Below are 24,102 nucleotides of genomic sequence, written 5' to 3' on the forward strand. Positions count from 1 at the left end.
ACACGTTTGTTGTAGTCCGACTGTCCGGGAATGTAGGGAAACAGGGCACGCAACTCGACGCTGTGGTGGGCGTGCCGGATCCACCGGCGTTCACAGTCGAACCCGAGCAGCATCTGTGCCACGGCCAGGGTGAGCAGTTCGGCATCGCTGAGCACGGGCCGCCGACCCCGACCGGAGCGGGGTTCGACGACATGATCGTCGATGAGCACATACAGTTCGGTCAGGAGGGTTTCCAGTTCTTTGGTCACGCTTTGATCTTGGAAACCCTCCGCCTACTCCTCCTCCGCGACACGCTTCAAGGAATCAACCATCTAGCTCGGGCGCCAACCTTCAGCACCGCCACCGTAGTCGAGACCGGGTCGGGTCAAGTTACGCCAACGCCCTCGCGAGTCGTCCTTCCAGACCCTCAAACGGCAATGGCTGCACGGACGGGGCTGGACATCGAAGGCGCAGGGACGGCTGGAGCTGTTCGAGTGGCTCTTGTATTACAACCGGCGACGCCGTCACTCCGCCCTCGGCTACCTCACTCCCATCGAGTTCGGACAACGACTGATCGCGTTGTCTACGCTGTCAGCTGCCGCATGAAATCCGGTGTCCACTTTCAAGGTGCAACCTCACGCGAACTGTTGGCCGGCTTCGCCCTCCGTTGCCCGGGTTGCTCCTGGTGTGGCGCTGTCGGCTGGTGCGACGACAAGTTGTCACTGGGGAAGTACGACGACGGTTCAATTTTCGCACACCACTGGATGTCTCACGTTCGCCAGGACCGATCTGTACGTCCCAATGCGGACGCCCTGCGAACCATTTGGATGCTGGGTCGGAACCCTACCGCTACCCATGGTCGATCAGAACGGAACCTTAAGTCTCGATCCGGCCGGGTGCCGCCCAGGGTGACCAGGAGACTGTGGAAAGTCTGGAAGTCCAGGTTCACGAAGTTCGGCTGCTGAGTGCAGTTGCCTGCGCACGAGCTGACGACTACGGCGTGGAGGTGGTGCGATCACCGGTTGCCGGGCCGTCAGACTTACGTGAAATCTATTTCTACCCTGGGGATTGGTGAATACTGCTAATACCTAGCTCCTTTCGTGCAATGAAGTTGATGGCGGGACGAAAGGCATCGGCCCGACCTCAATTCCGACTTGGACCCCGGTACCAATCCGCCCGAGTCACGTCCGCGATCACCGTGATTCGGCGGTGGATACGGTGCCGATGCGTACTGACGCTCTGTCACTCAGTAATGAGTCTGTTCGGTCCGCGCGGTCGGGGTTGATCACGCCATCGCTACATCAACATGCATCTGGTCATCGCCTGGGGTGCCCTTCACGCTGATGGTGACTCCTGACCATCTGTCACCAGGAAGGTTAAGCGCCGGATTCGTTGCTTCGCCAACGACATTGTTGCCGTTGAACGGATACAAATCATTCTCGTCGCCGCGATTTCCGCCACGGAATATTGCTGCGAGATCTCGCCGACCGTCCGCCTGGAGCAATTCGATCGCCAGGCCCTCTTCGTCATTTACATTCTCAATTGCCTCGTCGACGACGTAGATAGCAATGCCCTCATCCGGCAAGAACGTATCTTGACCTCGCCGACGGCGGTATTCGACAACGATGTACTGAGACTCGCTCATCTTCCTCTTGTTCTGAACGAACAGCATATTCCCGCCCTGGGCCGCCGGCTTCAATGCGATATTCGTGGTCGACTTGGTGACGAGCTTCGGCGTTGTCCACCCATGGAACATGCGCAGCATCCCGCTGGGGAAGACGGGGGTCAGTCCTTGGTTTCCCCAGCTGCCTGCAGCCATCAGGCAGTAGCTTCCGAGTCCGGCCGATCTAGTGTGATCGCTCTGCCCGGTGTCGTAGTAGTCGGCCCAGCGTGCCGCAAGGTGACCCCACTCGTGGGCGCAAACCCCCATATTGCAGTCTTCGGGGACAGTGAGGAAAGTGCTCACAGATAGGTTCGCGCCAACCTCGACGCCACCGGGAATCACCCATTTCAGGCTCCAGATATCGTCCTTGGACCGGGTTTCCTCAGCCCCACTGCCGGCATGGACGATGAACAGGGCGGTGACCGTATCTTCCCCAAGCGCGTCGAAGGGTGTGAAGTCGATGCCCTCGGCGAGGGCGGCGCGGACGGCGTCTCGCGCCAAACCTTGTGCGTTGCGGGGGAAGTTGTTGCTCATACCCGAGTTGCCGTCGGCGTAGGCGCTGAGCGGTCGTGGTAGCCGGAACCAGCCGTGCACGGCTCCTTGGATGTCGATCCCGGTGCCGGTGGCCGCATCGAAGCCACTCACTTTCCGGTAGTAGTCGCGCATGCTTCCGGTCGGGAAGGTTCCGCTGCTGAACAGCATTTCCTCGTAGTACCCGGTTCCGTGCTCGGAATCGTGTGATTTGTCTGGGAAGTCAACAAGGAGAACGATGGTGCGGATGACACCCTTGAGCTGCGTGTCCGGGCGGGTGATCAGTTCCTTGTCGGTGCTTGGCCCGTGTGTCGTGGCCCCGTCGTCGAGACCTACAAAGTTCTCGCCGCGCCGTCCAGATCGCCAGACGTCATAGTATTGCTCGAACGTGATGTCCGCCGGCAACCGATTCGAGTTCTTCAGCTCCAAGTAGCGCGTATAGAGTTGCGCCATCGCTTTCGGGGACAGCGGTACTGGACATGGCCCCAGGGTGCTGTGACCATGTCGCCGCACAGGGCTGAGGGAGTATCTCATCGTCGTGCTCTCCTTCGACGTTCATGTTCCGGTGGATGGGGGTGCTGCCGCTTGCCCAGCAACGTCGGCGTGCTCTATCGGACGGTTCAAGGTGCTCCATCGGACGATTCAAGTCTGCCCTGGGTGACGCACGCCGTCGCGAGTAATGGGCTACTCGTCCCGTGTCGGGTTTGCGGCTCGGGCGGAGAGAGAAGTCCGATTCACCATCGAACGCGGAGGGTGCGCTCGTCGTCGCACGTCCGGGCGCTCAAGACTGCTGACGACTGATAGCTTGCGGCGCTTGAGTCTCATCTCGCGGTTGTCGACAAACCGAACGGTTCTGATGGTAGCCGGTCGGGGAGCAGTTTTGATGGACCGAGCAGGGCAAACCTCCGCTACCGTACTCGCTACCGCGGAGCAAAGCGCTCCGGCAGCACGTACGGAGGCGGTCGAAGCTACCGTGGATCAGCGGCGGCGTCGTAGCCCATGCTGGCCAACCACGACCATCGCCATACCGGCATCGGCCTGCACACCCCCGCCAACGCGCACGTCGGACTGGCCGCTCACAAGGCCGACGAACGCGCTGCGGTGCTCTCTTCGGCCCGCCTCGAGCGCCCCGAGCCTTTCGGCACAACCGGTACCCCGAAGATCCTCGACCTGCCGACCGACGCCTGGATCAACCAGCCCGTCGCCGAGCACGAGGAGGCCTAACCCACCGCGGATCAGCCCGCCGCGTAACACCCGTTGGACTCAAACACCTTGACAAGTTCCGGGACCGGAAGCGAGGTGCTCGACTTCGCTGCACAACTGGGTCTGGATCGAGAGGAGGCCACCGAGGTCCTCGACGACCGTCGCTACCGCGCGCAGGTGTTAGCCGACCAGCGCGAGGCTCAACGCCTAGGTGCCCGCGGCGTGCCTTTCCTCGTCATCGACGGCAGCCGCACCATCAACGGGGCCATCGGCACGGATCATCTTCTCGCCGCGATGACCGATACGTGGGACGCCGGTCATACCGTCCCGCGGGCGCTCCCTACCGTCGCCCAGGCCGACGGCATCTGCGGCTCGGACGGTTGCGTCGTCCCAGGCACACAGCCCTCCTGAGCACAACCACACAGCGACATCACCTGACACAGAAAGCAAGACCATGTCCTACCTTCTGCGCATCGACTCCTCGGCCTCCGGCCGCCTCCTACTCCCGGCAGGTCGCTGACACCTTCGCCGAGGCCTGGGGCGGCGACGTCGTCCACCGCGACCTTGCCCTCAACCCGCTCGGCCATTTGGACGCTGCCGGTATCACCGCTCGCACCACACCCGCCCACCAACACGCCCCGGAGCAGAGGACGGTGGCAACCTTGCAGGACGAACTCGTCGAAGAGTTCCTGGGCGCGAGCTCCTACCTGTTTGCCGTCCCGATGTACAACTACTCGATGCCTTCCGTGTTCAAGGCCCAGCGCTCAGGTCGCCGGGTACAGGAATTTCAATGCGGCCTGCTCGCGGGAAGAGTGGGCCATTGCCGGACCGCTCGTCGGGAGCGGACCCTCCCCCACTCGATATTGACCGCTCGGGAACCGCGGTGGCGATATATGGTCGCCCCAAGCCGTGTGTCAGACAGGGAAATCCTACAATCGCGCAACCGTCAATTCGGTCGCCTATGCGACGCCATCGAGGACGCCGGCATCGACTCCATACACTGGACCGGCCACGACATCGCAAACACCCTGCACCGCAACACGCAACGCGGCTGGACGTGGCCATCTGAAACTAAATCAGATCACCGGTCGCCATTCTCCGCTAGCGACTAACCCACAGCGAATGTACCGGACCCTCGCCAAGCCAACTCCGCCGAAGCCACGGCACGGCACGGCACGGCACGAACGATGCTCCAATGCAACTCGATTCAGAACTGCAAACCTCGACTGGGTGACGCGCTTCTTGATGCGGCCCCGGGTACGAACTCGACGGGTGGAACGCCGCCGACGTGGCGCTCACCGCCCCCGCAGAGGGAGAGGGAGGCGAATGACCCCTGGTCAGGGGCGAGGGGTCGGCTCGCGCTCGACAATCCAGGCTGCGATTTGCGCTCTTGAAGTGAAGCCGAGTTTGACCAAGACATGCTCGACATGTCCCTGGGCGGTGCGGGGTGAGATCACCAACCTGTCGGCGATAGCCCGGTTCGTCATTCCCTCGGCTACCAACCGGGCCACCTGCAATTCACGACGTGTCAAACTCACGCCCGGATCGTTGTCTCGAGCGGGTTGCTCGGCCTTCTCGTCGAGGGCGAAGGCGATGGCCTCATCGGATTTGAGTGAGCGGCCACGTGCGGACTCAGCTTCGAATCCCCTGCCGCCGAGCATCGCTTGGACGCGTCGCTCACATTCCTTCTGGTAGCGGCGAAGATTCGGAAACTGCATCGTGGGGCTGCCCATCGCCTGCCAGAGCGTTTCCGCAGCGCCCAATAGCACTGCGGCGCGTCTGGCGTCGCGCCGCTCGGCGGCAATCCACGCCAGCGTCTGCAGGCACCATGCGGACCCGCGTGGGTCGTCGACGAGACGCGTCAACCGCAGACCTTGTTGGAGCAGTTGCACAGCCCGCTCCGGGTCACCTTGCAACCACACCGCGAGCCCACACGCCCATCGCGAGTACGAGCGGTAGATCGACTCACCCAATGGTTCAGTGATCGCGATAATGCGCTCATGGCAGCGGACAGCCCGGGATTCGTCGCCGGTAAGTCCGCAGGCGAGTGCCAGTCCGATCAGGCTTCCGACTTGTCGGAGTAGGTTTCCTTCCTGTTCGAAGCTGGTGACAGCGTCTTCGAAGTCTCCGATCGCGTCGGCGGGCCGACCACTGTAGAGCGCGAGATATCCGGCGGCGTGGGTGGACAGGGTCCGCAGTGCTGGGCTGTTGAGCTCGTCGGCAAAGAGTCTGAGTTCGGCGAGGCGATCCTGCGCTGCGGGTATCAGCCCTTGCGCGGCTGCGAACATGGACGTGGAGTACAGCGCGGCTGCCCGTTCGTGTGAGGGTCCGGGTGTCGGCTGCGAGAGGAGGCGGGTGAGCCAGCGTTCTCCCTCGCTGAATTGTCCTCGTGCGAGCCAGAACACCGATAGCGTCGCTGCCGTTCGCAGTCCGGTACTTCGGTCCATCTCGACACCTGATGTATCCGCAGCGTCGGAGAGGCAAAATTCGAGCATGTCCCGCAGGTTCGTTTGTTCGCGGTCCAGTCGCGCGATCCACGTTGCCTGGTGGGAGCTGAGCCATTCAGCTTCGGCCTGCGTTGCTAGTTGCGAGTACCACTCGCAGTGCTGGCGGCGAAGCTCTTCCAGGTCTGTCTGTGCATCGAGTTTGCCTCGACCATATTCGCGGAGTGTGTCGAGTAGCCGATAACGCACGACTGTCCCGGCGTCTTCTCGGATGAGGATGGACTTGTCGACCAACGAAGACACCAGGTCGAGCAGCAGTTGCGGTGAGAAGTCGCGCCCGCAAATCGCCTCGGCCGCGTCCAGTTCGAAGCTGCCCGCGAATACGGACAATCGGCTCCACAGTGTTCGTTCCTGTGGTGTGCACAGGTCGTAACTCCAGTCGATGCAGAGCCGGAGGGTCTGCTGGCGGGTAGGGGCGGTGCGACCGCCCGAGGTCAGGAGCTGGTAGCGGTCGGTCAGCCTCGCGAGGATCTGCTCGGCGGACATAGCGCGCAGCCGGACTGCGGCGAGTTCGATGGGCAGTGGGAGCCCGTCGAGGCGCTGACAGATGCGGGTCACGGTTACGCGGTTGTCGTCGCTGACCTCGAAGGTGGGCACGGCGGCGGTCGCTCGGTCGGCGAAGAGTTGCACGGCGTCGTATTGGGGAAGCCCGCGTAGGGGCGGCTCCTTGTCGGCGTCCGGGATCCCTAATGGTGGCACTCGCAGAGCGACTTCGCCCTGAATGCCGATCGGCTCGCGGCTGGTGGCCAGGATCCGCAGATCCGGGCATGCTCGTAGCAATGTCTCGGTGAGTCTCGCGACTGCGGTGATGATTTGCTCGCAGTTGTCGAGCACGAGAAGCAGTCGGCGTGAGGCAAGGTGCTGAATGAGGATGTGCTCGACGGGTAGTCCGGTGTCCGTGCGCAGGTGCAGTGATGTGGCCAGGATCTCGGCGAGTAAGTCCGGGTCGTGCAGGTCTCCGAGTTCGACGAGCCAGACGGCGTCGTCGAACACGCGGCGAATGTCCGTTGCGATGCGTCGCGCGAGCCGGGACTTTCCGACACCTCCGATACCGGTCAATGTCAGAAGGCGGGCGCTGGTGAGCAGCTTGCGTGCCGCGGCGAGTTCCTGGCGGCGACCGACGAAGCTGGTGAGTTCTACCGAGAGATTCCCGGGAACGTTCCCGAACGCGGGGGGTGTGGGCTTGATGTTGGATGGTGACGGTGCCTCGGCGACGGTGAAGCGAGGCTGGATGCGGGCGGCGCTGTCTGCGATCGGCTCCTCGGTGGGCGGTGTGTGCCCTGTGTGCTCGGGGTGCTCGGGGTGCGCAGTATTCAAGGCCATCTCGTCCACGGGATATCCGTGTTGGCGCTGAGCGTGTTGTAGCGCGATACCGAGTTCGGCTGCGGTCTTCGGGCGATCGGCGGGGTTCGCGGACATTGATCTTTCCACTGCCGCGCACACGTCGTCGGGGATGCCCAGCCCGGCCAGCCGTGGGATCGGGTCGGTGGTGATGCGGACGAACTGGGCGATCACCTTCTCACCGCTGTGGCGTTCGAAGGGGGCATGGCCGGTCAGCGCACAGAAGAGTGTGGCACCGAGGCTGTAGATGTCCGCGGCGATCGAGGCAGGCTTGCCCAGCAGGATCTCCGGGGCGGTGAAGGCCGGTGACCCGGTGAGGGTGCCGGCGCCGGTTTCGAACCCACCCGTGAGGTGTGCGATTCCGAAGTCGGTGAGCTGCTGTCCTCCATAGTCGGTGAAGAGGATGTTGCCGGGCTTGACGTCGCGGTGGAGGATTCCGCTCTGGTGCGCCGTCTCCAGGGCCGACGCCATGCTGATGCCGAGGCTGATGACCGCGGTCCACGGAAGGGGACCGTCGCGCCGGATGTGGGACTCGAGTGAGCTCTGTGGCAGGTACGGCATGACGATGAACGGTCGGCCAGCATCGGTGACGCCGGCTTCGAGGACGTTGACGATATTGGGGTGGCCTGTCAGGCGCCCCATGATGCGTTGTTCGCGGAGGAAACGGTCACAGTTCGCCTGATCGAGATCGCTGGTGAGTACCTTGACTGCCACGGTCCGGTCGAGGTGTGCCTGACGGCATCGATAGACGACGCCGAAACCGCCGCGCGCAATTTCCTCTGCGTCGTCGAAGCCGGCCGCGTCCAGGTCCGATTTGATCCGAGGGAGGTGGCGTTGTGTCTTGTCGGGGACGAAGTCGGACATGGTTGCCGAGATTTCTGCGTTCGGTATCGACGGGGTGGCCGCCGCGACCGCGCTGAGGTTGGGTTTCCGGTGAGCTGGCGCAGGCTGATGCTTCGCCGGTGATTGTGGTTTTAGGGTATCGCTAGCCCCCACAAAACTTCTGAAGGCGTTGGATCGACAGTGGACGCCCGGTGGTAGGACGTGACCTGTACCCACAGTCGACGGTTCTCCGGGTGGACCTACGGGTCGGGTCGTGTAGGTGGGCCCGCACCAGATGTCTTCGAGTCACATGAGCCTGCTCCGATCAGGTGGGGGTTGGTATGCGGCCGAGCAGGACCGCGGACGTCACTTGTCGTGTCGACACCCGGATGTCCCCACGCATCCTCTTGGCGCCGAGCTTGGTGAGGCGCTCCAAGACCGAGCCGAGACGGTCCGGCGGTCCGGAGAAGCGGAGAACGATGAAGTTGCGGGTGTAGTCGAGGACTGCCGCACGGAACTCGATTCCGAGTAGCGCGACGCCCTCGACGAAATGACCGGTTGCCCCCACCTCCACGAAGGTGCTGCAGTGTGGGACCTCGAGAATGGAATCCGCGTGCCTGATCTTGATGACCCCGATCAGCCGATTCAAGCGTTTGACGAGTATTTCCGGCGAAAGGTGCCCCGGGATCCGGATAGCGACAACGACGCCTTGCCGGGCCCTCCGCTCGCACCGATCTCCAGGTCGAAAAATCTCTCAGCTCGACTCCCAGCCGGAAGAACATCGACGTCACCCGGGGCACCATCGCGCTGGTGTCCTCGCATTCGATCGACAGCATGTCCAACCGCGTCTCGCCGCCGGTGGCGAACGGTTTCGCCACCGGTGGCTCCCTGTCCTCGAGTCGGTCGGTGGGTTCGACCCGGCCGCGGGCAATGGCCTGCACACCGGTCAGCAGGACCGGCCCGGAGCCGGATCGACATCGATCAGCGAGGTCGTGCGGCCTCAGGTGAGGTTCGATGGACTGAGTCATGTTGTCGTCGTCCTTCTTGCGTCTGAAGCCGGATCGCGGCGGACGCATCTATATCGAAGGTGGAGAGTCTGCGGCACGAGATCGGATCGTGTCCCGCCGCGTCATCGTTTCGGTCGTGTTCAGAGGGTGTCGATCCACTCTTTGGCGTCCAATACCTGTGCGCCGCGCGATGGAAAGAGATTGTCCATCAACAGATCATGGACGGACTGGTCGCCGTCGGCGCAGCCGTCCCGCAGGACGGTAATACGGTAGTCGAGGTCGGATGCGGCGAAGACGGTGGCCGCGACCATAGCGCCGGTGGCCACACCGCAGATGACGATGTTATCGATGTTCTTGCTGCGGAGAATGAGATCGAGTTCAGTTCCGAAGAACCCGCTCGTCCGCCTCTTCAGGACGACGGTGTCACCCTTTTCCGGTCCGAGACCCGGCTCGATGGCGGTACTGGGCGAGTCGGCATCAAAGACCTCACCCATCTCGAACAGGTTGCGGAACAGAGTGTTTCGAGGGTTGATATCCGCCCCGTTTGCACGGAATCCCGCTCGCAGGAAGATCACATCGATGTCGTGCGCTCGGGCAGCGGGAATCACGTGCTCGAGCGTGGGGAGAACTTGGCGGGCGAAACCGAATTGGGCGATGATCCCGCGTTGGACATCGCCCACGATCAATCCAACGTTTCGACTGGAGGTCACTTGTTCTCCGTAAGGAGTCGGGGCTCGGTCACGTCCGTGTGAAAGGAGGTACCACCCTCCTCGCTGCCGATTCGTTCCGCACGCCGCCCAGCGGTGAGCAGAACCACGATGCCCAGAACCATGATGACGGCGATGGCCAGCAGCGCGTAGGTGTAGCTGCCGGTGGCCGTCTCTATAGCACCTGTCATGTAGGGCCCGATGAATCCGCTGAGGTTGCTCATAGAGTTGATCAGGCCGATTCCGGCGGCCGCGGCCGCACCGGTCATACTCAGCGCCGGCAGGCGCCAAAACTGCGGGATCGCGGTGTAGATGCCCGACACACTCACGCAGACGGCGATGATGAACAGCACACCGTTCTGAGTGAACGTCGCGGCGACCAGTCCGATCGCACCGCATGCCATCGGCACGGTGGTAGAGAAGATGATCGACTTCTTCGCGGCGACACGCGCCCACAGCACCATTGCCACCATGGCTGCAACCGACGGAATGGCGGCGAGCAAGACGCTGGACACGTTCCCGGCGGACCCGATGGTCTCGGTGAGGTTGGAGATCATCGTCGGCAGGAAGAAGGCAATGGGATAGAGCCCGAATACGATCGCGAAGAACGAGAACCCGAGCGCCCACACCTTCTTGTCGAGCAGTGCCTGTCGCATGCCGGTCAGTGCACCGTGGCCGACGCTTTGCTCGGTCTCGTGCGCGAGGACACCCTCGATGTGCGCCTTCTCTGCGGCGTTGAGCCACTTGGCCTTCGAGGGCCGGTCCGGGAGGAAGAGCAGGATCACGATGCCGACGAGGACGGTGACCGCACCTTCGACGACGAACAGTGAACGCCAGCCTTCGATACCCAATACGCTCTGTCCCCATTTCAGGAGCGCCGCCGCGACCGGTGCGCCGAGGATCCCGGACAGCGGAATCATGAGGAAGAACGTCGACATCGCCCACGTGCGCTGCTTCTTGGGGAACCAGAACGTCAGATAGAGCAGGATTCCTGCGGCGAGGCCGGCCTCGGCGAATCCGAGCAGAATCCGTGCGATGTACAGCTGGCCGGCGGAGTGAACCGCCCCGGTCAACATAGTGATGATTCCCCAGGTGACGATGATGCGACTGATCCACAGTCGCGCGCCGAAGCGGTGCAGCATCATGTTGCTGGGTACTTCGACAAGGATGTATCCGATGAAGAACAGGCCCGCCGCCAGCCCGATCTGAGCCGAGGTCATGGACAGGTCCGCGCCCATCGGCTTGGCGATGTAACCGAGGTTGGCCCGGTCGATGTAACTGACGATGTACGCGACACCGACCAGCGGAAGGATTCGGAATCCGACCTTGCGCCACATGCGGTGTTCGGATTCGTCATCGAGTGTGACGACAGCACCGTCATTGATCATGACTGGGCCTTTCATTGGGAGGATGGCTGGCCATGTCCCGCTGCGAGCATTATCTCGCAGCCGCAGTGCCCAGCACGAGGACTGCGTGTGGCGATCGGACCAACCCGGTTTTCAGATACGACGCGGCCCGTGGCGGTAGTGACCGAGTCGAGTTGCTGCAGTTGAGCCTGACTCGGGTCGCCGCTCGCTGTGGCCTGTATCACGACAGTAGAGACAGTTTAAGATATTTACAAGAGCTGCTTAGGATACTTAGCGAGTGACTAGCCTACCTCTACGATGAGTACTGGTATCTGAAAGTGCAGCGGAGGAGACGCTATGAAGTTCGAGCCAGCTTTGATCCAATCCGCTCACGACGGATCGAACCTGATGGAGCAGGCATATCAGCGCCTCAAACGAGAAATCATCGAACTCGCGCGCAAGCCCGGCGAGCAGTTCACCGAGCAGCAGGTCGCAGCCGCATGGGGACTGAGCAAGACCCCAGTGCGGGAAGCGTTGGCACGGCTCCACCGCGACGGTCTGGTCGTCCCGATCCGCCGGGCAGGATATGTCGTCTCGTCGATCACTCTCAGCGATGTAGCCGATCTTTGCGACATGCGCACAATCCTCCAGAGTGAGGCCGCGGCGCTCACCGCCGCCAAGGGCCTGTCCGAGGAAGACCGAACCCGGCTGGTCGAATTGTGCGTCGACGACGGCTACGGACAACTCGGCGGCCCCCATCTCGACGAGAGACTGCGGGCCAACTACGAGTTCGAGGCCATCATCGCCAATGGATGCGGCAACGACCGACTGGCCGCGAGCATCATCGACGTCTTCGACGAGATCGAACGTATCGGCAGGCTCGCGGTCATGCTCGAACCCGAGATGCCCCCCTTCAGGACCGAAGAGCGCCGGGCGGTCGTCGATGCCATCATCAACCGGGATCCCGAGGCAGCACGAGCAGCGATGAAGGTCCGCACTCAGTCCGCACGGCGAGAAATCCTGCAGGCCCTCACAACCAGCCCAGAAGTGACCTCGGTCGAAATCCGGGTTCCCGTCATCCCGACCGCCGCCGTCGACAACGCCCGCGTGCCGCGTTAACCATTTCGGTGCGTCCCTGGCAGACGTACCGATTGAGAACTAAGGGCCCCTATTCACACGGAAACCATGCGAAAAAGGGGCCCCCTGGCGTCTACGCGCTTACGCGGTGCGCCAATACTTTCAACTGTCGACCGAGCTGGACGAGGCTGGGCTCGGTTCCCCCGTACAGCACCCGCGCGCATGACCCGGGACCGAAGAAACGGTCACCGCTGAGCGCGGCAATACCCGCGTCGAGCAACGTCTCCTCGAGTTCAACTCCCGTAACTCCAAGCGGCGAAAAGTTCACGAAAGCAAAGATCCCCGCATGCGGAGTGACCACCGTCAAGCCGGCAGCCGCAACGCCTTCGAGGAGAAGGTCACGGCGCGTCCGGAACGTGGAGAATTCACGGTCGAGCCAATCCTGGGGTCCGCTGATCGCCGCCGCGGCGGCCAGCTGCGGGATGTCACCGATGTTGATCGCATCCCACTCCAGTGCCGCATGGATGATGTCGATCAGATCCGCTTTCGCGTGGATGTAGCCCACTCGCCAACTCGTGAACGCGTAGTTCTTGCTGAGGCTGGTCAACGTGACGAGCCGGTCGTAGCTGTCCACGAGTGACATCTGAGGCACATATCCGGGCCCTTCGTGCACGTACCGTTCGTAGGACTCGTCGGCAAACACGTACAAGCCGTGCCGGCGGGCAAGATCGAGCACGATGGTCAGCTCTTCCCGTGTGGGCACGGTCCCCGTCGGGTTGTTGGGATTGCACAGGAGGACGGCCCGGGTCCGGGGCGAAATCGCGGCCTCCAGCTGGTCGAGAGGAAGCCGCCAGCCGTCGGATTCCACGGACGGCACGTACCGCGGCATCGCACCGGCCAGCCGCACGGTGCCGTCGAAAAAGTACGAGGGCGCAGGAATCAGGACTTCGTCACCCGGCCCGAGCAGCGCGCGCAATGCGACGCTGAGCCCGTGCTGAGCGCCGTGCGTGACCAGCAGTTCCCGGTCCGGATTCACGGCCAAGTCGAACTCATCCCGCAAATGTTCGGCGACCGCGGTCTTGAGGATGAGCGATCCTCGGCTGTCACGCGGAAAGACCTCCGGCGCCGCCCGCGACACAACATCGACGACGTGCGGCGGCATCGGCAACATCGGGACACCGCGCATCGGGACCATCTCCTGGCCGGCGCGCCAGCGGACCTGGGCACGCTCGGACAGTACGAGCGCAGGTAGTCGTTCGAGCATGAGAACTCCTTCGAAGCTTCGATCACGTCGGAAAGGCGCAGCGCAGGCGGTCAACTGGCCTGCCGCGCGGGAAGTCGTAACGAGACACCCATTTGCAGCCTTGTGACGACAGTAACTCCGGATTAGGATATTTACAACGATCTCAAAGTATCTCAGGATGGTACGGCGAATCATGCCCCGCTTGGCACACCCCAGCCAACCAACTCCGGTCCACACGACCGATGGCGGCGGTCTCATCCGGCGCCGCCCCTCAGATAGGTCACGAACATGACTTTGACCAGCCACGACACCGTCGGAGATGTCGACCGCACCTTCGTCTTCGATCGTCTCGACTTCGTGGACTCACCTCACGAGCAAGTCGTCTTCTGCCAGAATGCGAAATCCGGGTTGAAGGCGATCATCGCGATCCATTCCACCGTTCTCGGCCCGGCCCTCGGAGGCACACGCTTCTACCCCTTCGCCGACGAGCGGGCGGCACTGACCGACGCCCTCCGGCTGTCGAAGGGCATGACCTACAAGGCCGCCGCTGCCGGACTGCAACTCGGCGGCGGCAAGGCGGTCATCATCGGCGACCCCCGCACGCTCAAGTCCGAGGCACTACTCGCGGCGTACGGCCACTTCGTCGAAACCCTCGGCGGCCGCTACATCACCGCCGGCGACGTAGGGACCACCTCGGATGACATGGACGTAATCGGCAGGTACACACACCACGTAACCGGTCGCAACGTGGCGGCGGGCGGCTCGGGCGACAGTGCACCACTGACCGCGCTCGGCGTCTTCCACTCGATGCGCGCCGCGGCCGCATCCACGTGGGGATCCGCCAACCTTGCGGGGCGGCACGTGGGCGTAGAGGGAACCGGGAAGGTGGGATATCACCTCATCCGTCTCTTGATCGAAGCCGGCGCGTCCGTTGTCGCGTGCGACATCAACGCCGATGCGCTCAACCGCGCCACCCAGGACTTCCCGGACCTCACACCGGCGACCGGGGTGATCTCCTCGCCGCTCGACATCTACGCCCCCTGCGCCCTCGGAGCGACCCTGAGCCATCAGAGCGTTCGCGACCTGTCGGCAACCATTGTCTGCGGGGCCGCCAACAACCAACTGGTCGACCCGACCGTGGAACAGTCCCTGTCCAGGCGTCGCATCACCTGGGTGCCGGACTTCGTGGCCAACGCGGGCGGTTTGATTCAGATGGCAGGCGAGCTCGAGCACAAGTCCGCAGCCGACGTCACCCCCCGCGTGGAGAAGATCTTCGACACGGTGCAGGAAATTCTCGACGTCGCCGCCCTCGACGGTGTCTCGGCCGGCGCCGCCGCCAACCGAGTCGCCGACGCCCGCATCGACGCCGCGCGTCACTGAGCCACGTCCGCGGAGCACTGCGGCCGCCTGCCCCCAGCCTTGCGCTGATACACGAGTCACTTTGAGAGAGGGCGAGTCTCGCTCGACCCGCCACACCTGCCCCGAGGTGACTGGTGTTCTCGCGGACACTGCGTGGGGACGTCCAGTGGGCGGATCGGCGAGGCACGCCCACCGAGACTGCAGAGCGGCGGAGCACTGGTCACCCGTTACGAGGCGGAGATGACCAGAGATGAGTAGAGTCCATAAATATCTCAATTACTAGTTGTAAATATCTTAACCTGGGTTTAGGGTTAGCGTGACGCGGCACACAACCGGCGGCCCGGCCCCGACCTGCTGCCCCCGCCCTTCCCCAAAAACGATCCACTCCAGGAGAGACATGGCTTCGCACAACAACACCCAAACACCGACCTCAGATGGGCAATGGCTGGTGGCCGCAGACATCGGCGGCACCTTCACCGATGTCCTCGCACTCGGCCCCGAAGCTCGCATCGTGCCGATGAAGGTGCTCTCGACCCCTCCCGACTTCGGCACCGGAGTCATCACCGGCGCCACCGCCGCGCTAGCGGAGGCCGGAGTCGACACGACCCAGGTCGCTGCCGTGTTGCACGCCACGACCGTCGCCACCAACGCCATCCTGGAGATGCGCGGCTCACGCACCGCGCTGGTGACCACCAAGGGCTTCCGCGACGTACTCGAGATCGGTCGGCTGCGGCGGCCGTTGCTCTACGACCTGTCCTGGAAGAAGCCCACACCACTGGCGCGGCGTCGGCACCGGTACGAACTCGACCAGCGCATCTTCGCCGACGGTCACATCGAACGACCAGTAGACCCACAGGAGGTCACCGCACTCGCCGACCAGCTCCGCTCAGACGGGATCGAAGCGGTCGCGGTTTGCCTACTCAACTCCCACGTCGTCCCCGAGCAGGAACGCAACGTCGCCGACCAGCTCCGCGACCTGCTTCCCGGCGTGTACGTCACCGCATCGGTCGACATCTCCCCGGAAATGCAGGAGTTCGAACGCAGCAGCACCGCCGTCGTCAACTCCTACGTCGGTCCCGTCGTCCACGACTATGTGACCGAACTCGGCCACAATCTGCGCAAGCAGGGCATAATCGCCCCGTTCTCGATCATGCAATCCTCGGGTGGCCTCCTCGACGCGAGCTCAGTGGTCGAGCGTCCGGCACAGATCATCGAGTCCGGCCCGGCCGCCGGCGTCATCGCGGTGCAGAAGCTCGCCCAACTCCTCGAACTCGACAATGTCGTCGCCTTCGACATGGGCGGGACCACCGCCAAGGCGTCCCTGATCGAGAACGGCCAGCCGTTCGTCGCCAACGACTACGAGGTCGGCGGAGGGATGAACATCAGCCGCGGTTTGGGCAAGGGTGCCGGATACGCGGTCCGAGTCCCGTCGATCGACATCGCCGAAGTCGGTGCCGGCGGCGGCAGTATTGTCTCCGTCGATAACGCCGGCGCCTTGCATGTCGGCCCGGAAAGCGCCGGATCCCGCCCCGGGCCGGCCTGCTACGGTCAGGGCGGCAACCAACCCACCCTGACCGACGCGAACGTCGTTCTCGGATATCTCAACCCCGACGCGATTGCCGGCGGTCGTGTGCACATCCAGCCCGAACTCGCAGACAAGGTTCTCCAGACCATCGCACACCCGATGGGCCGCGAGCCCCGAGCCGCCGCTCGCGGCGCCTACGACGTGGCGATTTCGAGCATGACGAAGGCCGTCAAGGCGGTCACCAGCGAGCGTGGCCGTGACCCAAGAGATTCGGTCATGGTCGCCTTCGGCGGCGCAGGGCCCCTCTACGGCGCATCCCTCGCCCGCGAACTCGGCATCGGCACCGTCATCGTGCCGATTCACACCGGCCTGTTCAGCAGCCTCGGACTGTTGGTCGCGGACACCGAGTACCAGCTCGTCGCCCCGTACCGCACCGAACACTCCGAGCCCAGCGAACTGGGCCGGGCCTTCGACGACCTCGTCGAGCACGTGACGTGCAAACTCACCAACTCGACCGTCGACACCGACACCGTTCAGATCGAGCGCATCCTCGACATGCGCTACCACGGGCAGCGCTTCGAACTGCGAATTCCTCTGCCCGAGGGAACAGTCGACCAAGATCTGGTCCGCGAGGCATACAGCCGCTTCCACGCCGAGCACCACAAGACCTACGGTCGTTCCGGCAGCGACGAAATGATCGAGATCGTCAACGTCCGTGTCCGCGGATTCCTTCCGAACCCAGTCAGCATCGACCAAGCCCTCACCTCGGACAGCATTCCTGCGTTCGAGGAGGCCTCACGTGTGTGCCGCTTCGCCGAGGACGTCGACACCCCGGTGATCTCACGCTTCCACCTATCAGATCAACCGCGTCTCGGCCCCCTGATCATCGAGGACATGGACTCGACGGTGCTGGTCCCACCCGGCGCCACCGCACACCTGGACAAGTTCCACAGCATCATCATCACCTGGACACCGACCCACCACGACGAGGTAACGAAATGAGCACCACGATCCGCGACGCAGCCACCTTCGAAGTCTTCCGTAACGCTGTGTCCGGCCTCGCCGACGAAATGGCCATCACAATCCTTCGCACCGCGCACTCACAAATCGTCGCGTCCAGCATGGACTTCTCCGCCGCACTCTGCGACGCTCGCGGACGAATCATCGCTCAGGCCAACACCTGTCCCGTGCATCTCGGTTCCATTCCGGACGCCATGGAGGCGGTGTTCGCCGAGTTCGGAGACACGTTCCGAGAGGGTGACATCTATCTTCTCAACGATCCCGACCGCGGCGGCATGCACCTGCCCGACATCTTCGCGATCGCCCCGATCTTCACCGACTCCCCCGCCGGGCAGCTGGTCGGGTTCGCTGTCACCGTCGTCAATCACGCCGACGTCGGCGGATGGGCCGCCGGCTCCATGGCCGTGCAATCGACGAACATCTTCGGCGAAGGCATTCAGATTCCGCCGTCCCGGCTCGTCGACGCGTCGGTGACCAACCAGACCTTCTACGACCTCATCCTGCGCAATGTGCGCGAGCCGGAAATGCTGCGCGGCGACCTCGAGTCGCAGCTGGCCGCCTGCCATGCCGGCAGCAAGGGCATCCGCGAGTTGGTCACCCGATACGGGATCGAAGAATTCGATCACCGGGTCGACGAACTACTCGACTACTCCGAACTGCTAGTCCGCAAAGCGCTCGACGGCGCACCGGACGGCGAGTACACATTCGACGACGCGATCGACGACGACGGCCTCGGATCCGGCCCGATCCCGTTCAAGGTCAAGATCACCATCGCCGACAGCGACATCACCTTCGACTTCACCGGGTCCTCCCCGCAGGTGGCCTCGGCACTCAACGCGACTGCATCCTTCACCCGCTCTGCGTCCTACGCCTCACTACAAGGCGCACTGGGATCGGACATCCCTGCCAACAGCGGCTTCTACCGCCCGTTCACCTTCATCATCCCCGACGCCTCAATTCTCAACGGGCGACGCCCGGCGGCGCGCGGGGCCCGCGGCCTGGTCGCCTACCGCATCATCGACACCGTCCTCGGAGCGCTCGCGTCCGCCTTCCCCGACCGGGTCCCCGCAGCGGGCGACGGTGGCCCAAACTCGGTCGCAGTCGGCGTCACGGAACCGAACGGAACCTCGATCGTCCTCTGGGACATCCTCTGTGGCTCCTGGGGCGCCACCCCCACCGGCGACGGAAACGACGCAATCAGCCCCCTCGGTGCCAACCTGGCCAACACACCGATCGAAGAGCTCGAACAGTCCGGACACCTTCGAATCGACGGATACGGCTACCTCCCCGACACCGGTGGCGCCGGACAGTTCCGCGGCGGACTGTCAACCTACCGAGACATGACACTGCTCTACGACAACACCACCATCCAAATCCGCTCCGACCGACGCACCTCCCAGCCCTACGGACTCAACGGCGGACACAGCGGCGCCTCGTCAGCAAACATCCTCAATCTCGGTGCCATTGACGAGGAACTGCTTCCGTCCAAACCACACCGCGCTGTCCGTGCCGGCGACCGGCACCGACAGGTCACAGCGGGCGGCGGCGGCTACGGTGACCCCCTTACCCGGGCAACGCAACTCGTCCTCGACGACGTCCTCGACGGCAAGGTCACACCCGAGGCGGCACTGCGCGACTACGGAGTCATTCTCGACGCATCGACGACCACGGTGCTCGCCGAAGAGACCCGCGCCGAACGGACGAACCGCACCCAGTAAAGACCGGTGTCCGTGTCGTTGTGGACTCGCACCGCCCATGACGGCACGGAAACCGTCCTCACGATCCATACTTCACCACGCCCGTCCTGGAGATCGACAAGCACCGTGAACAGTGCGACATCTCCTGCTCCATCGGCACCGGCGCCCTCGTCTCCGAACAATAGACACAACCGCCGGCGGCGAGTCCGTGGTGTGCTCGACCCCGCAATCAACCCGCCTCGACAATGCCCAGGGCAATGTCGTTGCGCGGACGGTCACAGGGTTCACGAGGTCGCCAAGGTGGTGCACGCTGCATCACCTCGACCCCGCCGGACGTGCCATCTACCTCCGGCCTGCACACACCGTCCGGCCGTTCGGCTCGGCGACCGTCTAGTGACGAACAGAATCCCAGTCGTAGCCGCCTTTCGTCGTTTGCGGGCTGGTCGGCATGTCAGGCTCGGGTAATGACGCGGCCGCAGCGCATTTGTGCCTCCTGATGCGTCGGAGATGGGTGCGCTCGCTCACGGTGCGCGGATACTTGCTCGGGGCGCCGGAATTGTCGTGGGTTTGCGCTCGATTGTGGCGTACTCGTGGAGTCTCGATGTGGCGGTCGTCGCGGTCGCGTCGGGCGACAAGGCGATCGTCATGAAACGCTTGTTCCAATTCCCCAGCCGAGATCGATCCGGTGACGGGTCGATCTCATCCCGGAGAATGGACGGGCGAACGCCAGCAGTTGCAATTACCCGACCTCGAGGATTCCGTAATTCAGCCGGTGCCTCGCGCACCCACGCAGGGTTTTTATCAGCAGCCGGGGTCGTACCGCCGCGAAGACCACTATGAGGTCTCGCCGTTGCCTGACACTACCGAGTTGCCATTGGTGACGGCCTGGCCTGCTCTCGAACTCGAGCCGGTCGCCACGTACCTCGAACTTCCTCCACCTGAAGTGTTGCGCGCCGAGATAATTCCACTCGGCCGCGGCGATTAGCATCCGCTGTACTTCTGACGGGGACTGCCGACATCCATCCGCCCACCGTCTATTGGACTCCCCCTAGTCGGTGAGGTAGTTGAACAGCCGGATCGACCATGTCGGACCACGCTCGCCCACGACCGTTCGCTAGACAGTTGATACGGGCTATGGGTTCCCATACGGGACATATGTTTGCGACATAGATATGAGCCTTCCGCTGAACGACCCGGTACCGGCGACCGCGAATCTGTTGATCCGCATCCATTATCGGACGAGTCTCACTTCGACCAGATCGGCCGCGCCTCGGTCGATCTTCTCCGATCCGTCAGGCACGAAACCGTTGCGTCGATAGAAGCTGTGAGCGCGAGGATTGTCCTTGGCGACCCAAAGCTGTGCCTGGTCGCCGGCTAGAACTGCATCGAGGAGCGCTTGCCCCGCCCCGCTCCCGTGGTGTTCGGGCAGAAGATAGAGAGTGTAGAGCTGGAGATCTCGCACGGGGTCATCGTCGTCGAGTGGTGAGCCTGCATGGGCGAACCCGATAATACTCCCGCCTACTTCCGCAACACGTAGTCGCTGCGGTAACTTGCGATCGCTCAAAATTAAGCGCCACATTGCTTTTCGATCCTCCAGCGCATTGTGGTCGAAATGAGAGCTAGGGAGGAGATGGCCGTACGTTGCCCGCCAGGTCACAATTTGTACCTCAGCGATCGCATCGGCGTCGGTCGGTTCGGGCGCACGCAGGTGGAATTTCGGAATCTCACGCACGGTTCGAGACTAGACCGAGACCGGGCACGAGGAGTACACCATCGTTTACCTGCGCGTGAGCAATACATCCGACCAACCCCGTTTACCCCCGTTACCTTCTTCGTGGTCCCGTTCCGCCGGGCTACGGTCGCCGGATTCGGTATGACTTCGTGCCCTGTTTCGCGAATGATCCGGGGGTGTCGCCGAAGGTGGTGGCGTCGACGAACCCTTGCCTACCTCCGATCAACGAGGAGTCAAGCCGCAACCGGTTCCGATGGGCATGGCCGGCGAACGCTCTCGGCTCGTCGTAGGTCCGGACGGTGCGCTGGCAGTGGCAGAGCTGACCCAACTGTTCGGTAGAGCACACTTTTGCGAGTGAAATGCGCTAGGTAACGAGAATTGTCACGAGTTCGGCTGTCGCAGTACAGGCTTGTCAATCTGTTCGCGAAGAATGTCGCCGTGACCTGCGTGCCTGGCGAACTCTTGGATCATGAGAAGCAGTGTCCATCGCATGCTGACGTTTCCCTCGCGGGGATTGTCCTTGCGATCGTCGAGATCGAAGCGGGACGCGATCTCACGTGATCGTTGGCTTGCTCGCTCGAACTCAGCGATGACATCTGCTAGCGACTGGTCGTCGGCGACGGCGAAGGTGCCCTCGTCGCGGCGCGAGTATCCATCGCATTCGGATTCGTTGAGTCCCGCCCAGAACCGTTGGAACCAGATCCGTTCAGCCGCAGCGGCATGCTTGATCAACGAGATCGGTGTCGTCAGCGATGCGACGAGTCGTCGGCGGGCGTCGGCATCAGACAGGCCGCGTGCGGTCTCGATCAGTGCCTCGCGGTTCCGGTCGAGCATGCTCTCGATGATCGACCGCTCCGTGCCGGTAGTAATTATGTTGGTAGCCATACGCTTTCACTCCATTCTGTTGTGTAATTGGTCAAGGATCGTACGCTACGTATCGGTCGGGCTGGGTTACGCAAGACGGCGATCCGCTTCGGGAGAGGAGCGAAACGTCCGGCGCCGAGGAACGACCCGGGGAAAGAGCATTTGATCCGCTTGCTGTCAAGGACTGTGCGCTCGGGTGTGCCGCAAGAAGGGCCAGCGTCAACACCGCAGCCCAGGCTGTTAGGGGAATGCTGCCTCAGCGCAGCTTATCGCACAGTTGATGCAGTCGTCTTCTGAAGTTGACAACGTCCACCCGATTCGACAGCGGACGCGATGCGGATATCTCAGGGGAGCGGACGCATCCTTGCATGGCTATGCGCTAGTTCGTGTCGTCTCGCATTCGCCCTTTTCGAGACACCTGCACGAGACGCAACAGACTTTGCACGCCCACGAACGGCATCATCCCGAACGGCACGTTGGACCGCCATCCACCACGGGTAGTACCTGCTCAAACAAACGGGCCGAGGCGGACCGCTCCCGACCCGGAGGAGGTGAGTTCGGATTCGTGGACTTGCCAGGCATCACGGTTCGTCGTCATTCATGTTCGCAGTATCTTCCGGATCGGTTGATGGTGTTCCAGGCGGCGACTCAGCCACCACGTTCGTTCGATGAAGCCGATGCCGAGGAGGACCATCCCGATTCCCCCTACGGAGCAAGTGTTCGGCGGTCTTTGGCGGTGCGTGTGACGATTCCGACGGCTGGCCAGCAGACCCCGAAGAACGTGTGTGGGATGGCCTGGCTTGCTGGTGTCGCGTCGTGAATCGGCGATCGCGCAGACGTACTGAATCGTCCATCTTGAGCAGCTCGATAGCGTCTTGGCTGTCGGTGCGGACAAGGATGCGAGTGCTCTTCACCCCAGTTACGGCCTTCTCGATCGCCAACAGTTCCGCGAGCAGCGGTGACGCCGCTGCGTTTGGCACCCAGTCTCCGTAGATCTTCCCTTCGACGGTGACAGCACCGATTCCGCAGCCCGCGAAACAGGTTCGGACGGAGCCGTCGGTATACACGACCTGTTGCCTGTTCCAGGCTGCCCTAGTTTCGCGTCGCTGGCGTCGATGCAGGTCCAGCAGCGCTTTGCGGACCGGCTCCGGCTGCGTTCGATAGCTCCGTTCGAGCAGTCGTCCTTCCCGCGTGCACAGATCGTCAACGAAGTGCACCAGGGAAATGAGTCCGCGACTTCGGACAGATGACGACGTACTTCGGACTCGCCGACGTATACCAGAATCCGCCGGTTGCTGTTCTCTGCCCACTGGAGACCGCACCCAGCAGATCGAGAGATGCCTTTGCAACGGCGTTGGGGTCCTCGACGTCCAGGTTGACCGATTCGCACAGCGCACCAACACCGCCGTCCGCGGCCTGCGCGGTGGCCATATCTACGCGGTGATCGCCGCGGCCTGCCCTCCATATGCGGATCGTCGCGCGCGGCAGATGCCGCAGGGCTGGGTCGAGCGCGGCGTTTCCGGCCACCCCGAGTGGTGTGGGGATGGGGCTTTCGGGTGGGTATATGAGGTGCTCCTTGTTCGTGTCTGCTCGATTCCCTCGAGATAGGGCGACGGTTTTCGGGCGCGGCATTGATCGCACGCTGCGAGTTCGGCCGTTGTGCTGCCACGATTCCCAGCAAGTTGCCGTTGTCGTCGCCAAGTGGAGCACCGTCGAAGAACGGTCAATCCGCGGGCCACAGACGTTTCATGCCTAGGCTGCGTTCGCTCCCCCACCGCCGGAACTGCCCTCCGTATCGTGGAGCATCATCGATACTTCGGCGCTCGACGTGAGTGCGCTGCACCTGCGGCCGCGCGCCCCGACCTGTGGAAGGAAACGCGAATGGGCTACACCCTCCCCAGCCGTGTCCGGTTCCTCGCAGATGTCGCTGACACTCTCGAAAAGCAGGTGGTGTCGAGAGCATCCGCTGGCCCGTGGGCCCTATCGAACGTCGTCAAGGATGCGATCCAACGCGCGCCCCCCGACGATGGCACGGAACGTCACATGTGCGGCCTGATCGACCCCAACGATGCGCGCGCCGCGGTGGCCCGCGATCCGGACACGCTGCGTGCCGTCGCGGACGCGATGAAGGCAGCGGCCGCGGATCCCAGCGCAGCGTGGGCGGTCTTCGATGCGATGTTCGCGGTCGCTCTGCGCTACGACCGGGCGATGATCCTCGGATTGTCGTCGAACCTGCAGACCGAGATCGACCCGCCAGACTTCACGGAGGCGCCGCAAACCAATATAGAGTCGACAGCACTGGAACCGTTGGCCGAACCTGAGGTTGTGGAGACTATCGACGTAGATAATCGACCTGCCGTTGCATCAGCCCCCGCGCCCGCTGCGACAGCCCGCGATTCCTCGGCGCCAGCCGCCGCGACGATCGCCGCCACACCGGCCGCAGTCGACGTCGTCGACCCCGGCGATTCGCCCTGGGAATAGC

Annotated in this window: 17 protein-coding genes and 2 pseudogenes; 9 read left to right on the forward strand and 10 right to left on the reverse strand. The window is 63.2% G+C overall.

The window, feature by feature from the left end; all coding sequences use genetic code 11:
- A pseudogene (locus tag ACFWAY_RS44145) lies at window positions 1-248 on the reverse strand (IS982 family transposase); the annotation flags it as partial.
- A 98-nt stretch (window positions 249-346) separates the two neighbouring features.
- Here ACFWAY_RS44145 and ACFWAY_RS44150 point away from each other — a divergent pair.
- Window positions 347-585: pseudogene (locus ACFWAY_RS44150) on the forward strand (integrase core domain-containing protein); the annotation flags it as partial.
- Between the two features lie 679 nt (window positions 586-1,264).
- Here the strand turns inward: ACFWAY_RS44150 and ACFWAY_RS44155 are convergent.
- Window positions 1,265-2,602, reverse strand: coding sequence for a M6 family metalloprotease domain-containing protein (locus ACFWAY_RS44155; protein ID WP_378514949.1), 1,338 nt, complete (start codon window positions 2,600-2,602; stop codon window positions 1,265-1,267).
- A 570-nt stretch (window positions 2,603-3,172) separates the two neighbouring features.
- Between ACFWAY_RS44155 and ACFWAY_RS44160 the strand changes: the two genes are divergently transcribed.
- The 3 genes from ACFWAY_RS44160 to ACFWAY_RS44170 are packed head-to-tail and all read left to right on the forward strand — an operon-like array spanning window position 3,173 to window position 4,488.
- The gene (locus ACFWAY_RS44160; protein WP_378458076.1) at window positions 3,173-3,397 is read left to right on the forward strand and encodes a hypothetical protein; all 225 of its coding nucleotides are present in this window, start codon (window positions 3,173-3,175) and stop codon (window positions 3,395-3,397) included.
- A 48-nt stretch (window positions 3,398-3,445) separates the two neighbouring features.
- Window positions 3,446-3,787 carry a DsbA family protein gene (locus ACFWAY_RS44165; RefSeq protein ID WP_378514950.1) on the forward strand — a complete coding sequence of 114 codons (342 nt, stop codon included), beginning with the start codon at window positions 3,446-3,448 and terminating at the stop codon, window positions 3,785-3,787.
- On the forward strand, window positions 3,682-4,488 hold the full coding sequence (locus ACFWAY_RS44170) for an NAD(P)H-dependent oxidoreductase (RefSeq protein ID WP_378514952.1): 807 nt from the start codon (window positions 3,682-3,684) through the stop codon (window positions 4,486-4,488). The genes ACFWAY_RS44165 and ACFWAY_RS44170 overlap by 106 nt, the downstream gene beginning before the upstream one ends.
- 225 nt (window positions 4,489-4,713) lie before the next feature.
- Here the strand turns inward: ACFWAY_RS44170 and ACFWAY_RS44175 are convergent, their stop codons facing one another.
- The 4 genes from ACFWAY_RS44175 to ACFWAY_RS44190 all read right to left on the reverse strand — a co-directional run bounded on the left by ACFWAY_RS44175 (window position 4,714) and on the right by ACFWAY_RS44190 (window position 11,145).
- Window positions 4,714-8,085 (reverse strand): protein kinase, encoded by a 3,372-nt coding sequence (locus ACFWAY_RS44175; RefSeq protein WP_378514954.1) that lies wholly within the window; start codon window positions 8,083-8,085, stop codon window positions 4,714-4,716.
- A 283-nt stretch (window positions 8,086-8,368) separates the two neighbouring features.
- On the reverse strand, window positions 8,369-8,692 hold the full coding sequence (locus ACFWAY_RS44180) for a hypothetical protein (RefSeq protein ID WP_378458089.1): 324 nt from the start codon (window positions 8,690-8,692) through the stop codon (window positions 8,369-8,371).
- A 498-nt stretch (window positions 8,693-9,190) separates the two neighbouring features.
- Window positions 9,191-9,730, reverse strand: coding sequence for a cysteine hydrolase family protein (locus ACFWAY_RS44185; protein WP_378458080.1), 540 nt, complete (start codon window positions 9,728-9,730; stop codon window positions 9,191-9,193).
- Between the two features lie 26 nt (window positions 9,731-9,756).
- Complete coding sequence (locus ACFWAY_RS44190; protein WP_378514955.1) at window positions 9,757-11,145, reverse strand: MFS transporter; 1,389 nt, start codon at window positions 11,143-11,145, stop codon at window positions 9,757-9,759.
- 315 nt (window positions 11,146-11,460) lie between these two features.
- Between ACFWAY_RS44190 and ACFWAY_RS44195 the strand changes: the two genes are divergently transcribed.
- Entirely contained in the window at window positions 11,461-12,222 is a 762-nt protein-coding gene (locus ACFWAY_RS44195) for a GntR family transcriptional regulator (protein ID WP_378458082.1), read from the forward strand.
- A 91-nt stretch (window positions 12,223-12,313) separates the two neighbouring features.
- Here ACFWAY_RS44195 and ACFWAY_RS44200 read toward each other — a convergent pair whose 3' ends face one another.
- Window positions 12,314-13,444 carry a pyridoxal phosphate-dependent aminotransferase gene (locus ACFWAY_RS44200; protein WP_378514957.1) on the reverse strand — a complete coding sequence of 377 codons (1,131 nt, stop codon included), beginning with the start codon at window positions 13,442-13,444 and terminating at the stop codon, window positions 12,314-12,316.
- 267 nt (window positions 13,445-13,711) lie between these two features.
- Here ACFWAY_RS44200 and ACFWAY_RS44205 point away from each other — a divergent pair, with 267 nt between their 5' ends.
- The 3 genes from ACFWAY_RS44205 (at window position 13,712) to ACFWAY_RS44215 (ending at window position 19,045) form a co-directional block, all read left to right on the forward strand.
- Entirely contained in the window at window positions 13,712-14,803 is a 1,092-nt protein-coding gene (locus ACFWAY_RS44205; RefSeq protein WP_378514959.1) for a Glu/Leu/Phe/Val dehydrogenase, read from the forward strand.
- A 376-nt stretch (window positions 14,804-15,179) separates the two neighbouring features.
- The gene (locus ACFWAY_RS44210) at window positions 15,180-17,309 is read left to right on the forward strand and encodes a hydantoinase/oxoprolinase family protein (protein ID WP_378458085.1); all 2,130 of its coding nucleotides are present in this window, start codon (window positions 15,180-15,182) and stop codon (window positions 17,307-17,309) included.
- Window positions 17,306-19,045 (forward strand): hydantoinase B/oxoprolinase family protein, encoded by a 1,740-nt coding sequence (locus ACFWAY_RS44215; protein ID WP_378514961.1) that lies wholly within the window; start codon window positions 17,306-17,308, stop codon window positions 19,043-19,045. Before ACFWAY_RS44210 ends, ACFWAY_RS44215 begins: the two co-directional genes overlap by 4 nt.
- Window positions 19,046-20,255: 1,210 nt before the next feature.
- Here ACFWAY_RS44215 and ACFWAY_RS44220 read toward each other — a convergent pair.
- The 3 genes from ACFWAY_RS44220 to ACFWAY_RS44230 all read right to left on the reverse strand — a co-directional run bounded on the left by ACFWAY_RS44220 (window position 20,256) and on the right by ACFWAY_RS44230 (window position 23,147).
- The gene (locus tag ACFWAY_RS44220; RefSeq protein ID WP_378514962.1) at window positions 20,256-20,756 is read right to left on the reverse strand and encodes a GNAT family N-acetyltransferase; all 501 of its coding nucleotides are present in this window, start codon (window positions 20,754-20,756) and stop codon (window positions 20,256-20,258) included.
- A 381-nt stretch (window positions 20,757-21,137) separates the two neighbouring features.
- Window positions 21,138-21,641 (reverse strand): DinB family protein, encoded by a 504-nt coding sequence (locus tag ACFWAY_RS44225; RefSeq protein ID WP_378514963.1) that lies wholly within the window; start codon window positions 21,639-21,641, stop codon window positions 21,138-21,140.
- A gap of 1,182 nt (window positions 21,642-22,823) precedes the next feature.
- On the reverse strand, window positions 22,824-23,147 hold the full coding sequence (locus ACFWAY_RS44230) for a hypothetical protein (RefSeq protein WP_378514964.1): 324 nt from the start codon (window positions 23,145-23,147) through the stop codon (window positions 22,824-22,826).
- Window positions 23,148-23,501: 354 nt separating this feature from the next.
- Here ACFWAY_RS44230 and ACFWAY_RS44235 point away from each other — a divergent pair, with 354 nt between their 5' ends.
- Window positions 23,502-24,101: a hypothetical protein gene (locus ACFWAY_RS44235; RefSeq protein WP_378514966.1), complete on the forward strand. Its 600-nt coding sequence runs from the start codon at window positions 23,502-23,504 to the stop codon at window positions 24,099-24,101.
- Window position 24,102: the final 1 nt, after the last annotated feature.

It is taken from the genome of Rhodococcus sp. NPDC059968 (assembly GCF_042738615.1).
Taxonomy (GTDB): Bacteria; Actinomycetota; Actinomycetes; order Mycobacteriales; family Mycobacteriaceae; genus Rhodococcus_F.